We start from the raw sequence: 13,589 nt of genomic DNA, 5'->3' as shown, positions 1-13,589 counted from the left end.
CCCTGGCGTAACCATTTCTAAATTCGTTGCCCTCAAGGATGTTTCGGTGACATAACCGGTCTGTACCACTTGGTTTTCCGGTGTTGTGGTGTTTGACGTGCTCGCGTCGCTTGATGGTTGGATGACAGCGTGAGCCTATGGGAATCGTATAAGATGCGAGTGCGGCGCAAGCGCCGTCTTTTGCGTTGCATGCGAAAGTCGCGCGAGTTGCAGTCGGTGCAGAACAATACCGCGGCCATCCGGCCAGGTGACGTCCTGTTGGTCAGTACAGTACGCAACGAGCGCATTCGCCTTCCCTATTTTCTGAACTACTATCGCGATCTTGGGATTGACCATTTCCTGTTCGTCGACAACGACAGCAGCGACGGCACGCTCGATTTTCTTTCAGGGCAGCGTGACATTTCCGTCTGGCACACCAGCAAAAGTTACAAGTCGGCCACCTTCGGCGTCGACTGGATGAACTGGCTGAAACGGACCTATGCCCATGGGCATTGGGTGCTGGTGGTGGACCCGGACGAGTTCTTCATCTACCCGTTCTGCGACACCCGCCCGATACAGGCGCTGACCGACTGGCTCGACAACTCCTCGATCCGGTCGTTCAGCGCCATGCTGATCGACCTCTACCCCAAGGGCAAGATCGACGAGATCCCGTATGTCGAGGGGCAGAACCCGTTGGAAATCGCCAACTGGTTCGACAGCGGCAACTACACGATCAAGAAGAACCCCGAATACGGTAACCTGTGGATTCAGGGTGGCCCGCGCAGCCGGGTGTTTTTTGCGGACCAGCCCAAGAAGGCCCCGGCGCTGAACAAGATTCCACTGGTCAAGTGGAACCGGCGCTATGCCTATGTCAGCTCGACCCATACATTGCTGCCACGTGGCCTGAACCAGGTCTACGAGGAATGGGGGGGCGAAAAGGCTAGCGGCGCGCTGTTGCACACCAAGTTCCTCGATACCTTTACCCAGAAGGCCGCCGAGGAACTGACACGCAAACAGCACTATGCGAACTCCATCGAATACAAGGCCTATGCCGAAACGGTGAAATCGCAGCCAGACCTGTGGTGCAAATGGTCCGAGAAGTACATCAACTGGCGCCAGCTCGAGATCCTGGGCCTGATGTCCAAGGGGAACTGGGCATGAGCACGGTCGGCATCGTCATGCTGGTGCACACGGCGCTGGACCGGGCGCAGCAGGTGGCGCATCACTGGACGGCCTCGGGATGCCCGGTTGTCATTCATGTCGACAAGAAGGTGCCGCGCCGCACCTATCGCGCCTTTCACGACGCCTGCATGAAGGACCCGCTGATCCGGTTCAGCAGCCGCCATCGCTGCGACTGGGGCACATGGGGGATCGTCGCCGCATCGCAATCGGCCTCCGAACTCCTTCTGTCCGAGTTTCCCGACATACGGCATGTCTACCTTGCCTCGGGATCGTGCCTGCCTCTGCGGCCGGTACAGGAGTTGATCGACTACCTCGCCAGCCGCCCGCGCACCGATTTCATCGAAAGCGCCACCACGGCGGACGTTCCCTGGACCGTGGGCGGTCTGGATCACGAGCGGTTTACCCTGCGGTTCCCGTTCTCGTGGAAAAAGCAGCGCTGGCTGTTCGACAGATACGTGAACCTGCAACGGCGGCTGGGGATCAAGCGCAAGATTCCCGCCGGCATCGTCCCTCACATGGGCAGCCAGTGGTGGTGCCTGACCCGGCAGACACTTTCGGCGATCCTGCAAGACCCCGAGCGCCCGATGTTCGACCGCTATTTCAGCAAGGTCTGGATTCCCGACGAAAGCTATTTCCAGACCCTGGCGCGGCAATATTCGACGAATATCGAAAGCCGGTCCCTGACCCTGTCCAAGTTCGATTTCCAGGGCAAGCCACATATATTCTACGACGACCATCTACAGTTGCTTCGGCGGTCGGACTGTTTTGTGGCGCGCAAGATCTGGCCGCGCGCGCATCGTCTGTATGACGCGTTTCTGACCGACAAGGCCGGCGCCATGAAGCGCACGGAACCCAATCCGGGCAAGATCGACCGGATCTTTGCCAAGGCGGTCGAGCGCCGGACGCGCGGGCGCGACGGGCTCTACATGCAAAGCCGTTTTCCCCGACACGGCAACGAGAACGGGCTGACCTCGAATCCCTATTCGATGTTCCAGGGATTCACCGAACTGTTCGAGAATTTCGAACCCTGGCTGGCGCGCGCCACAGGCGCACGGGTACACGGCCACCTGTTTGGCCCGGATCGGGTGGAATTCGCCGGCGGACAGACAATGATCAACGGCGCGCTCAGCGACAGCGCGGCGATCCGTGACTATAACCCGACCAGTTTCCTGACCTCGCTGATCTGGAATACGCGGGGCGAACGGCAATGTTTTCAGTTCGGTCCCGCCGACAACCAGGAAATCAACTGGCTACTGGCGCGCGACCCGAATGCGCAGGTCTCGGTGATCACCGGGGCCTGGGCGGTGCCGCTGTTCCGGTCGAACCGGAATTTCGCCGATCTGCGCAAGGAAGCAGCCCGACTGCAACAGATCGAAAGCAAGCATCTTGAAATCCTGCGCTCGGTCTGGACCAAGGCGCGCGTACGCATCTGGACGATGGCCGAATTCGTCGAGGCGCCGATGGAGCCGATCCAGACCATTGTGGACGAGATCGGCCCCGCCAACCCGCGCCGCCTGACCGAGGTGCCGACCATGGTCGACCTGACCGGGTTCGGCCAGTTCCTGCAGAACCTGAAGAACCAGGGGATGCACCCCTATCTGATGGGCGATTTCCCGGTCGAGCAGGCGCCAGTCAATGCGCCGAAAGAAAAACGTAAACCCTATCTGGTCCGATAAGCCCGAATGAGCAGTTCCTTTGATTACTTCGTCGTGTTCGCTGAAATGCGGACCGGCTCGAATTTTCTCGAAACCAACCTGAACGCGCTTGAAGGCATCAGTTGTTTCGGGGAGGCATTCAACCCGCATTTCATTGGTTATCCGAACAAGACCGAGATTCTGGAAATCAGCCAGGCGATGCGCGACGCCGATCCACAATGCCTGCTGGACGCGATCAGAAACGCGCGCGGCATCCTGGGGGGATTCCGGTACTTCCACGACCATGATCCGCGCATTCTGGAAACGGTCATGACCGATCCGCGCTGCGCCAAGATCATCCTGACCCGCAACCCGCTGGACAGCTATGTCTCGTGGAAGATCGCCAAGGAAACCGGTCAGTGGAAACTTACCAACATCAAGAAACGGAAAGAGGCGCAGGCAAGGTTCGATGCCGAGGAGTTTGCCCGCCATGTCGAGGAATTGCAGGATTTCCAGGTATTCCTGCTGAACAGCCTACAACGCAGCGGGCAGACACCGTTCTACATTGCCTATGAGGATCTTCAGGATCTGAGAGTCCTGAACGGGTTGGCGAAGTGGCTGGGCGTGACTGCAAGGCTGGAGGGCCTGGACGACAGCCTGAAGCGGCAGAACCCCAGCCCGGTGACATCGAAGGTGATCAACGCACAGGAGATGATCGAGGCGCTGAGCGGCCTGGACCGTTTCAACCTGACCCGTACTCCGAATTTCGAACCCCGCCGGGGTCCGGCGGTGCCGACCTATGTCATCGGCGCGGTGACACCGCTGATGTACCTGCCGACCCGAGGTGGACCCGAGGACCAGGTGATCCGCTGGATGGCCGATCTGGATGGGGTGATCGAGGCGGCGCTGGGCACCGGGCTGAACCAGAAACAGGTCCGCCAATGGCTCAAGGGCAACGAGGGGCACCGCTGTTTTACCGTGGTGCGGCACCCGCTGGCCCGTGCGCATTCGGCCTTTTGCCACCGGATCCTTAACAAGGGACCGGGGTGCTACACCAAGATCCGCAATACCCTGCGGCGACAGTTCAGCCTGCCCATCCCCGAGGATACGCCCGGCGTCGATTACGGCCGTGCGGATCACCGCGCCGCGTTCGAGGCATTTCTTGAGTTTCTGCGGATGAACCTGGCCGGGCAGACCGCGATCCGCATCGACGGATCATGGTGCAGCCAGGCGCAGGCAATCGCCAGTTTCTCGGATTTCGTCAGTCCTGACGTCATCTTGCGCGAGAATGAGATGGCTGAAGCCCTGCCCGCACTGGCCAAGCGGTTCGGACATGCCGAACCGCCGGTTCCGGCAATGGCGGCGCCGGACACGCCATTTGCCCTGGCCGATATCTACGACGACGCGCTGGAAGCGCTGGCCGCCGATATCTACCAGCGCGACTATGTGGTCTTCGGTTTCGGCCCCTGGCGCAAGGCCTGACCGGTCAAATCAGGCGCGCAGCGTAATCACGGTGCCGTCGCGCACCATGGCATAGATCTCTTCGATCTCTTCGTTCTTCACGGCAATACAGCCCGCGGTCCAGTCCTGTGTCTTTTTCGCCCGCTTGCGTTCACGCAGCTGGTTCGGCTCGCCATGAATGAAGATCTCGCCACCCGGTTTCTTGCCCAGCGACCGGGCATAGGCGATGTCTTGCGAATTCGGGTACGAGATGCCGAGCGACAGGTGATAGCTGCTGTTGGGGTTGCGCCGGTCGATCAGGTAAGTGCCTTCGGGCGTCTTGCCATCACCTTCGAACTGCTTGTGGCCGCTCGGGGCAAAGCCGAGATCCACCCTGAATTCCTTGAGTACATTCTGGTCGTTCAGAAGGTACATCTTGCGCGCACCCTTATTGACCACGATCGACGTGACCGCGGGCCCGTAGTACCGGCGAAACTTGCTGTCCCCGCCGCTACCGCAGGCCGACAATCCCAAGGTGGCGATTGCGGTCAGACCGAAATGCCGACGATCCATTTTTCACTGCCCTATGTCTGTTTTAAGACGATCAGATACCGGCGAATCCGCCAATTGCAAAATCACTTTTTGGTTTCGCCGAGCATCTTTATTCGATTTTCGATCTGTTCCAAACGGGTAAGCACCTCGTCGCGATAGGCGTCGGTGCGCACGCCGTCCTCGGCATGGTGGGCGTCCTGCATGGAATTGACGATGAGACCCACCAGCAGGTTCACCACTGCGAAGGTGGTGATCATGATGAAGGGAACGAAAAACATCCATGCGTAAGGGTAAACCTCCATCACCGGGCGGACGATGCCCATCGACCAGCTTTCCAGCGTCATGATCTGGAACAGGGTGTAGGCGGACAGGCCGAGGTTGCCGAACCAGTCGGGAAAACTGCTGGCAAACAGCTTTGTGGCGATCACCGCACCGATGTAGAAGATGATGGTCATAAGCAGAAAGACGCTGGCCATGCCCGGCAGCGCGGTGATGAATCCTTCGACCACGCGCCGCAGGCGGGGCGCCACCGAGATCACCCGGAGCACCCGCAATATGCGCAGCGCCCGCAACACCGAGAGCCCGCCGGTGCTGGGCACCAGGGCAATGGCGACAACGGTGAAATCGAAGAGGTTCCAGCCGTTGGTAAAGAACCGCCGCCCCTGCACCGCCAGCTTCAAGACAATCTCGATGATGAAGATCGTGAGGCAGGCATTGTCGATTGCCAGGATCAAGTCGCCCCAGCGCTGCATCAGATAGGGCGAGGTTTCCATCCCCAGCACCACGGCATTGACCATGATGACAAAGGTGATGAACTGCCCGAATCCGGGCCGGTCGATGACTGCCTGCAATTGCTGGCGAACCTGCATGCCAAGTGCTCCTTTTCCTCAGCCGCCCATATGGGTTAGCGAGAGGGAGGCTGCAAGCTCCACATGCGCCGACCAGCGGAACTGATCGACCACCTGCACCCAATTGAGGCGATACCCGGCCTGGATGAGGATTCTGGCATCGCGCGCAAAGGTGACCGGATTGCAGCTGACATAGGCGATGACCGGCGGTTTCGCGCGGGCCAGCTCGGTCACCTGCGCCTCGGCCCCGGCGCGGGGCGGGTCGAGCACCACGGCGTCGAACCGCTTCAACTCGTCCGGCAGCAGCGGGCGGCGGAACAGGTCGCGCGCCTCGGTGGTCAGGCGTTTCAGCCCCTGCGCCCTGCGCCAACCCTGGTCGAGCGCTGCGGTCATCGTGGCCTCGCCTTCAACGGCGTGCACCTCGGCAGTTTCGGCCAGCGGCAGCGAGAAGGTGCCACAACCGGCAAAGAGGTCAGCCACACGTTTCGCATCGCCCACGATTTCGCGCACGGCCGAGAGGAGCGCCGCCTCGCCGTCTTTCGTCGCCTGAAGAAAGGCGCCGGGCGGTGGCACGACCGCCGCCTTGCCGAACCGCTGCACCGGGGCGTGGCGGCTGGCGATCACCTCGCCCTCCCATGCCAGGCGGGCAAGCCCGTACTGTTCGGCAGCCTGGGCCAGTGTCGCCTCGAACGGGCCGTCAAGTGGCTTGCCGCCGCTGACCAACACGTCGAGCCCGGCCTCGGACAGGGTCAACGTGACCGCCAGCACTCCCTTGCGGCTGCCCCCCAAAAGGGCCAGCGCCTGGGCCACCGGGATGGCGGCGAGCAGTGCGGGGTCGAGCAGCTGGCAACCGGGGATTTCGGTGATCACATCCGAGGCACGGCCATGGAACCCGGCCAGCGTTCCCTTTTTCGTGCGGCGCACGGCGATGGTGGCGCGGCGGCGGGACTGCGGTGGCGAGGTGTGGATCGGGCGCAGCGGGGCCTCGACCCCCTGCGCGCTGAGCGCGGCGCGCACCACCTCCTGTTTCCAGCCGGCCACAAAACCGTCCGAGGCATGTTGCAACTGGCATCCGCCGCAGGCGCGGTAATGGCGGCAGGGCGGCGCCACCCGGTGCGGCGAGGGGGTGACAACCCGCATCTCGGCCAGCGTGTCGCCCTCGAGCGTGCCGCTGACCACCTCGCCGGGCAGGGCGCGCGGCACATACAGCGGTCCGGGGGCGATGCCGTCGCCCTGATAGCCCAACCGGGTGATGGTGATTTCCTGTGTCATGGCTGCCTGATACAGGGGCGCGCGGTGCCGGGAAAGCCCCTACTCGGCCGCCTCGGTCCGGATGAACCCGCCCGACTGGCGATGCCAGAACCGGGCGTAGAGCCCATCCCTGGCCAACAGCGCATCGTGACTGCCGCTTTCGACGATGCGGCCCTGATCCAAAACCACGATCCGGTCCATTTCCGACAGGGTCGACAGGCGATGCGCGATGGCCAGAACCGTCTTGCCCTCCATCACACGGTGCAACGCCGTCTGGATCGACGCCTCGACCTCGCTGTCAAGCGCACTGGTCGCCTCGTCCAGAACCAGGATCGGCGCGTCCTTGAGGATGGCGCGGGCCAGGGCGATCCGCTGCCGCTGGCCGCCGCTGAGCTTGACCCCCCGTTCGCCCAGATGCGCGTCATAACCGGTGCGTCCGCGTGCATCCTCCAGCGACAGGATAAACTCATGCGCCTCGGCCTTTTCAGCGGCGGCGATCATCTGCTCTTCGGTCGCGTCGGGGCGGCCATAGAGGATGTTGTCGCGGGCCGAGCGGTTGAACATCGCGGTTTCCTGCGTGACCGTGCCGATCTGGCGGCGCAGGCTGTCTTGCGTCACCTGCGCGATATCCTGACCGTCGATGCGGATGACACCGGTTTCAGCGTCATAGAGCCTGAGCAGCAGCGACACGAGTGTCGATTTGCCCGCGCCCGAAGCGCCGACGATGCCCAGTTTCTCGCCCGGCGCGATGGTCAGTTGCAGCCCCTCGACCCCGCCGGTTTCCCGGCCATAGGCAAAGCCGACATCGTCGAACACGATCTCGCCACGGGACACATTCAGATCGGTCGCGCCTGCGGCATCCTCGATCCGCACCACCTTGGCCAGTGTGTGCATGCCGTTCTCGATCTCGCCCACATTGGCGTAGAGCCCCATCAGCGTGAAGCTGACCCAGCCGGTCATCTGCGCGATCCGGACCGAGACAGAGCCCGCCGCCACGATATCGCCCGCGCTGGCCTCTCCACCCTGCCACAGGAACAGCGTCGCCCCGATCAGCAATACTGGCAGGACGCCCGCCAGGAACATCAGGATGAACCGGAACCCGGCAGAGAGCCGCCCGAAATCCAGCGAGCGTTCGCGCAGCTCGACCATGGTTTCACGGGCGGCGCTGTCTTCTTGTGTGGCATGGGCGAACAGCTTGACCGTCTTGATATTGGTGATCGTGTCCACCACCTGCCCCGACACCATCGCCCGCGCCCCCGCCCGTGCCGACGACCGCTTGCGGATACGCGGCAGATACCAGCAGACCAGGGTGAAATAGACCCCCAGCCACAGGACAAAAGGCAACATGACCAAAGGATGGATCGCCCCCAAGAGTGCAAGGCTGCCCGCCAGAGAGGCAAGGGCAAAGACGACGGCGCTGATGGTTTCCGACACCACCGAGGCCAGGGCATTGGCCGTCTGCATCTGTTTCTGGGCGATGCGGCCAGCGAAATCGTCGTCGAAATAGCTGACCGACTGGCCCAGCGTCCAGCGGTTCAGCCGCGCCAGCACCAGCGGCGTGATATTCGGCATGACGATGTAGTTGTTCGACAGGGCCGAGAGGCCAAAGGCTGCCGGGCGTATCAGCATGAAGAATGCCGCCGCCCACAGGACCGGACCAAGGTTTTCGGCACTGAAGAATCCTCCAGGCCCGCTGTCGACGGCAGTGTCGATGACCCGGCCCAGAATCCAGGCCGTGCCCGCCTCGAACATGCCAGCCAGGGCCGAGAAGGTGGCCGCGGCAAACAGCGCGGGCCAGGCCCCGGTCAGGCACCAGCGGATGAACGCCCCGAGCCGCTGCGGCGGGGGCGTGTCCATTTCGTGGAACGGGTCGATGACGTCCGCCAGCCTCATTCCGCGGCCTCGGTGTTGAGGAACCCGCCCGACTGACGCGCCCAGAACTGCGCATAGACCCCGCCGCGCGCCAACAGGTCGGCATGGGTGCCTTCCTCGACGATGTGGCCCTGATCCAGCACCAGGATACGGTCCATCTGCGCGATGGTGCTGAGCCGGTGCGCGATTGCGATCACCGTCTTGCCCTGCATCATGCCATAGAGCGTGTCCTGAATGGCGGCTTCGACCTCGGAATCGAGCGCACTGGTCGCTTCGTCCAACAGGAGGATCGGCGCGTCCTTGAGGATCACCCGCGCCAGCGTCACCCGCTGCCGCTGCCCACCGCTCAACTTCACGCCCCGCTCGCCGACGTGCGCGTCATATCCGCGCCTGCCCTGCGGGTCCTCAAGATCGAGGATGAACTCATGCGCCTCGGCCTGTTTGGCGGCGGCAAGCATTTCCTCCTCGGTCGCGTCGGGGCGGCCATAGAGGATGTTGTCGCGCACCGACCGGTGCAACAGCGCGCTGTCCTGCTGCACCATGCCGATATGGCTACGCAAACTGTCCTGTGTCACTTGGGAGATATCCTGACCGTCGATCAGGATCCGGCCGCTGTCAGGGTCGTAAAACCTGAGCAGCAGCTTGACCAGCGTCGACTTGCCCGCGCCCGACCGGCCGATCAACCCGATCTTTTCGCCCGGCGCGATGGTCAGGTCGATCCGGTCGAGACCGCCCGCGCCGCGCCCATAGTGGTGCGAAAGCTGCTGCAACTCGATCCGGCCCTCGGTCAGCCGCAACGGCGCCGCGTCGGGCGCATCGACCAGGTCGATCGGTTGGGCAATGGTCTGCATCCCTTCGGCCACCACGCCCAACTGCCGGAAAAAGCTGGTGAGCGCCCACATGATCCAGCCGGTCATCGCATTCAGCCGCAGGGTCAGCGCCGAAGCGGCGGCGACCACGCCGACGCTCGCCTGTCCCTGCATCCAGAGCGTGATGGCCCAGCCGACGACGCCGACGATCAAGAGCCCGTTCAGCGTGACCAGCACCACGTCCATTATGGTAAAGATCCGCATTTCCACCTGGAAGGTGCGGCGGGTTTCCTCGATCGCCTCGCGGGCATAGACGAGTTCATGATCGCTGTGGGCGAACATCTTGACCGAGTGGATGTTGGTATAGCTGTCCACCACCCGCCCGGTCACGGTCGAGCGCGCGTCCGATGCCGCCTGCGATGCAGGCCCCACACGCCGGATGGTCCAGCGCACCAGCAGCGCATAAAGCGCGAACCAGATGAGCAGCGGCAGCAACAGCCGGATGTCGGCAGCCATCAGCAAGATGGCCGCACCCAGAAGATAGGCCAGCGAAAAGGAGATGGCGTCGAACACCTGAAAGATCACCTCGCCCGCCGCTGGCGGGGTCTGCATGATCCGGTTGGCGATGCGCCCGGCAAAATCATTCTCGAACCAGCCGACCGACTGGCGCAACACGTGCTTGTGCGCGCGCCACCGGATCAGGGTTCCAAAATTGGGCAGGATCGCGTTGTTCAACAGCAGCACGTCAGCCACGTGCAGCGCGGGCCGGATCAACAGCACGAACAGCGCGAGCACGATGAACTCGGTGCCGTACTGGGCCCAGACCTCGGCCGGTTCACCTTTCAGCACATCGACCACGCGGCCCATGTAATAGATCAGCGCGATCTCGACCCCGGCCACGATAACGGACAAGAGCGCGGTCCAGAAAAAGACGCGCATGAACGGGCGGGAGTAGTCCAGCAGAAATGGCCACAGACGGGTGGGCGGTGTGTCGGTCTCGTCATAGGCGACAAAGGGGTCGACGAGGTTCTCGAAATAGCGAAACATGACGATGCTCCAACTGAGCGGCAACGGTCTAAAATGCGAAGCAGGCGGCGTGCGGAACACCAACCTGAACGGGTCGGTTATTCCGGCTTAGCCGAACCAGAGCCCGTAATTCATTCGCACCCCTCCTGTCAGGTTTCCGGTTTGACCCTAGTTGGAACTGGGCCGGTCTGTCACGAGGGAAAGTATTGACCTTACGTCAACCATGCTCGGACAATAGCGCCGCCCGGTCCAGAGTGAAGCCCGAAACGATCCAACGTCTCTTGAGTTGCGCCAGTTTTTCGCCCAGCGCCTTGCCGCTATAGGCGGGCATCAGGTCTTTGGCGGATATCGGGAAAACGGCACGCGCGCCGTGTTCCACCTCGGTCAGGCAGGCGGGATCGAAGGGCATTTCCAGAAGGGCCGCCCGCAGCAGCAGCGCATCGCGGGCGGCATCGAACCCCAACTCGTGACCGAGTTCGCCGGGGCCAGCAGTGCCCGAGGCGGCCGCCCGCAGGCGGGCCAGCATGGTCATCTGCGCCTTGCTGAGGCGCAAGTTTTCCATCAGTTCGGGTTCGCCCAGCGCGGCAAGACGGCGGATCGGATCGGGGGACAGGTCGCCCTCGAGATGCATCAGAGGGGCGAGCGCCCGGTCATCCGCGCCCGGAAGGATCCGCGCCAGCACCCCGATCGTTCGCATCGTCGCCACGGCGGACGCCGGATCCGGCGCGGCCAAGAGCTTCAGCAACTCGGCCCCGACCCGTTCGCGCGACAGGCGGCTCAGCCCTTCGAGGTTGGCGGTAATCGCGGCCAGCGCTTCCGCATCGAACCCGGCCCCTTCATCGCCATACCATGCATGAAACCGGAAATAGCGCAGCGAGCGCAGGTAATCCTCGCGGATACGGTCCGTGGCATTACCGATGAACCGGACCCGGCGCGCGTGCAGGTCGGGCAAACCGCCGAGCGGATCCAGAATGGTGCCATCCGGCCGGGCATAAAGCGCGTTCATGGTAAAGTCGCGCCGGGCCGCGTCCTCGTGCAGCGAGTCCGAAAACGCGACCACCGCGCGACGGCCATCGGTTTCCACATCGCGGCGAAAGGTCGTGACCTCGTGCGGGATGCCGCCTTCGACCAGTGTCACTGTGCCATGTTCGATACCGGTCGGAACCGCCTTGATCCCGGCGGTCTCGGCCAATTCGATCACCCGTTCGGGCCGGGCGTCAGTGGTGATGTCGATGTCGCTGACCGGCGCGCCCAGCAGTGCATTGCGCACGCAGCCGCCGACGAACAGAGCCTGCGCGCCGGCATCGGTCAGCGCCCGGCAGACCGCCTGCGTCGCCTTGTGCGTCAGCCACGGGTCGGTGATCCGCATCAGCCCTGCATCCTTGCCGCCAGCCCGCGCAACATCCGCGCGGTCGCGCCCCAGATGTAATAGGGTCCCCAGGGGACCGTGTAATAACGCCGCCATTGTCCGCGCCAGCGGCGCGACTGGACCGAGTAGTTGGCCGGTATCATCAGATGAGACAGGGGCACCGAAAATACCTCTTCCACCTCGCCCGGCTCAGGGCGGATGTCGAACCCGCGTTCGATCACCGCCACCACCGGCGTCACCATGAAGGACGTGACGGTTTCATGTGCGGGCAGGGTTCCGAGAACCTGCGGCAAGTCGGACGGCAGGCCGATTTCCTCCTGCGCCTCGCGCAGGGCGGCGGCGATGACGTCGGCATCGCCCTCGTCCTGCTTGCCGCCGGGAAAGGCGATCTGGCCGGGATGGTGCTTCAAGGCCGACGACCGTTTTGTCAGAATGACCCGTGGCACGCCATATGCCAGCGTGACAGGCACCAATACCCCGGCAGGTCGCAACTTGCGTCCTTCCGGCAGGACGATGCCGGGGTTCAGGTCGAAATCGCTCGACCCGGGTCCCGGCCGCAAAAGGGCCGCCCGCAGAGAGGCGACCGTTTCACTCACTCTTGTTGGCCTCGAAGCCGAGGCTCTCCGGGTCCATCACGTAATGGGCACCGCAGAACTGGCAATCGGCGGTGACCATGCCGTCTTCGGTGGTCATGTGGCCGATATCCTTTTGCGAATAGATCGACAGGCTCTGGCGCACCCGGTCCTCGGAACAGGTGCAGCCAAAACGGACCGGTTGCGAGTCGTAAACGCGCGGCTGTTCCTCGTGGAACAGACGCACCAGCAGGTCGGTCGGCGGCAGCGCCGGCCCGATCAGTTCCAGTTCCTCGACCGTATCGAGCAGGATGTTGACCCGGTTCCAGTTCTCTCCCTCTTCGCCGTCGACCAGATCGGCGGCGGTCAGGATGTCGCCGGTTCCCTGCCCGCTGGCGGCAAAGGGCGATGCCTTGGGCATGTGTTGCAACATGATACCCCCGGCGCGCCAGTGTTCCGGGACGCCCGGTTCGATGGACTTGCCAAAGCGCAGGACGAACCGCGTGGGCAATTGCTCGGACTGGGCGAAATAGGCCTCGGCGCAGGTGCTGAGCGACCCGCCCGCCAGCGGCGTGATGCCCTGGTAGGGCTGGGTGCCCTTGCCCTGGTCGATCAGGATCGCGAAATAACCCTTGCCGATCTGTGCGAAGGGCGGTGCGTCGGTCAGGCGGTCCCGGTCGAAACTGGCATAGGCGCGGATGCGCGCCGGTTCGCCCTCGACCTTGGGCGCGTAGTAATCGGTCGCGATCATCCGCACAGGACCATTGGACTGCACCTGAAGCGACAGTTTCCAGCGCAGCTTGATGGTCTGGCCGATCAGCGCGGTCAAGAGGGCCATCTCGGCCACCAGCGCCTCGACCACGGGTGGGTAGTCGTGCTGTTTCAGGACGCCTTCGAGAACCCCGTCGAGTCGGGCGATACGGCCGCGCATCTGGGGCAAATCCAGTTGGAAGGGCAGGACCGTGTCGTCCCACGCGATTTTGGTTCCGATGGTCATGGGGTTTCCTTGTCCGCCAGGTCTTGGCATATCGCGACCATATAAGGTCGGACAAGCC

11 protein-coding genes are annotated in these 13,589 nt (G+C 63.1%); 3 read left to right on the top strand and 8 right to left on the bottom strand.

Features of this window, described 5'->3' with window-relative positions; all coding sequences use genetic code 11:
* The first annotated feature begins 153 nt into the window (after positions 1-153).
* The 3 genes from BLT75_RS13605 to BLT75_RS13595 are packed head-to-tail and all read left to right on the top strand — an operon-like array spanning position 154 to position 4,277.
* Complete coding sequence (locus tag BLT75_RS13605; protein WP_093032512.1) at positions 154-1,140, top strand: glycosyltransferase family 2 protein; 987 nt, start codon at positions 154-156, stop codon at positions 1,138-1,140.
* The gene (locus BLT75_RS13600) at positions 1,137-2,837 is read left to right on the top strand and encodes a DUF5927 domain-containing protein (RefSeq protein WP_093032500.1); all 1,701 of its coding nucleotides are present in this window, start codon (positions 1,137-1,139) and stop codon (positions 2,835-2,837) included. Before BLT75_RS13605 ends, BLT75_RS13600 begins: the two co-directional genes overlap by 4 nt.
* A gap of 6 nt (positions 2,838-2,843) precedes the next feature.
* Positions 2,844-4,277, top strand: a complete 1,434-nt coding sequence (locus tag BLT75_RS13595) for a sulfotransferase family 2 domain-containing protein (protein ID WP_093032488.1) — start codon at positions 2,844-2,846, stop codon at positions 4,275-4,277.
* A gap of 9 nt (positions 4,278-4,286) precedes the next feature.
* Here the strand turns inward: BLT75_RS13595 and BLT75_RS13590 are convergent, their stop codons facing one another.
* The 8 genes from BLT75_RS13590 to hslO all read right to left on the bottom strand — a co-directional run bounded on the left by BLT75_RS13590 (position 4,287) and on the right by hslO (position 13,531).
* A complete protein-coding gene (locus BLT75_RS13590) occupies positions 4,287-4,808 on the bottom strand; it encodes a L,D-transpeptidase family protein (RefSeq protein WP_093032486.1) in 522 nt (173 codons plus the stop codon).
* Between the two features lie 62 nt (positions 4,809-4,870).
* Positions 4,871-5,656, bottom strand: a complete 786-nt coding sequence (locus tag BLT75_RS13585) for an ion transporter (RefSeq protein WP_093032484.1) — start codon at positions 5,654-5,656, stop codon at positions 4,871-4,873.
* A gap of 18 nt (positions 5,657-5,674) precedes the next feature.
* Positions 5,675-6,907 (bottom strand): class I SAM-dependent RNA methyltransferase, encoded by a 1,233-nt coding sequence (locus BLT75_RS13580; protein WP_093032483.1) that lies wholly within the window; start codon positions 6,905-6,907, stop codon positions 5,675-5,677.
* Between the two features lie 39 nt (positions 6,908-6,946).
* On the bottom strand, positions 6,947-8,779 hold the full coding sequence (locus tag BLT75_RS13575; protein WP_093032482.1) for an ABC transporter ATP-binding protein: 1,833 nt from the start codon (positions 8,777-8,779) through the stop codon (positions 6,947-6,949).
* Positions 8,776-10,614, bottom strand: a complete 1,839-nt coding sequence (locus tag BLT75_RS13570) for an ABC transporter ATP-binding protein (RefSeq protein ID WP_093032481.1) — start codon at positions 10,612-10,614, stop codon at positions 8,776-8,778. Before BLT75_RS13570 ends, BLT75_RS13575 begins: the two co-directional genes overlap by 4 nt.
* Before the next feature lie 196 nt (positions 10,615-10,810).
* Positions 10,811-11,962, bottom strand: coding sequence for a CCA tRNA nucleotidyltransferase (locus tag BLT75_RS13565; protein WP_093032480.1), 1,152 nt, complete (start codon positions 11,960-11,962; stop codon positions 10,811-10,813).
* Positions 11,962-12,558, bottom strand: a complete 597-nt coding sequence (locus tag BLT75_RS13560; RefSeq protein WP_093032479.1) for a CoA pyrophosphatase — start codon at positions 12,556-12,558, stop codon at positions 11,962-11,964. Before BLT75_RS13560 ends, BLT75_RS13565 begins: the two co-directional genes overlap by 1 nt.
* Positions 12,551-13,531, bottom strand: coding sequence for an Hsp33 family molecular chaperone HslO (gene hslO, locus BLT75_RS13555; protein ID WP_093032478.1), 981 nt, complete (start codon positions 13,529-13,531; stop codon positions 12,551-12,553). The genes BLT75_RS13560 and hslO overlap by 8 nt, the downstream gene beginning before the upstream one ends.
* Positions 13,532-13,589: the final 58 nt, after the last annotated feature.

It is taken from the genome of Ruegeria marina (genome assembly GCF_900101475.1).
Taxonomy (GTDB): domain Bacteria; phylum Pseudomonadota; class Alphaproteobacteria; order Rhodobacterales; family Rhodobacteraceae; genus Ruegeria_B; species Ruegeria_B marina.
Note: the sequence above shows the minus strand (reverse complement) of the source record. Positions and strands in the feature narration are given on the sequence as shown.

Bases quoted from the DNA above. Each gene is read 5' to 3' on its own strand.
- BLT75_RS13605 (WP_093032512.1), top strand. From the start codon at position 154: ATGCGAGTGCGGCGCAAGCGCCGTCTTTTGCGTTGCATGCGAAAGTCG.
- BLT75_RS13600 (WP_093032500.1), top strand. From the start codon at position 1,137: ATGAGCACGGTCGGCATCGTCATGCTGGTGCACACGGCGCTGGACCGG.
- BLT75_RS13580 (WP_093032483.1), bottom strand. From the start codon at position 6,907: ATGACACAGGAAATCACCATCACCCGGTTGGGCTATCAGGGCGACGGC.
- BLT75_RS13595 (WP_093032488.1), top strand. From the start codon at position 2,844: ATGAGCAGTTCCTTTGATTACTTCGTCGTGTTCGCTGAAATGCGGACC.
- BLT75_RS13585 (WP_093032484.1), bottom strand. From the start codon at position 5,656: ATGCAGGTTCGCCAGCAATTGCAGGCAGTCATCGACCGGCCCGGATTC.
- hslO (WP_093032478.1), bottom strand. From the start codon at position 13,531: ATGACCATCGGAACCAAAATCGCGTGGGACGACACGGTCCTGCCCTTC.
- BLT75_RS13575 (WP_093032482.1), bottom strand. From the start codon at position 8,779: ATGAGGCTGGCGGACGTCATCGACCCGTTCCACGAAATGGACACGCCC.
- BLT75_RS13590 (WP_093032486.1), bottom strand. From the start codon at position 4,808: ATGGATCGTCGGCATTTCGGTCTGACCGCAATCGCCACCTTGGGATTG.
- BLT75_RS13565 (WP_093032480.1), bottom strand. From the start codon at position 11,962: ATGCGGATCACCGACCCGTGGCTGACGCACAAGGCGACGCAGGCGGTC.
- BLT75_RS13570 (WP_093032481.1), bottom strand. From the start codon at position 10,614: ATGTTTCGCTATTTCGAGAACCTCGTCGACCCCTTTGTCGCCTATGAC.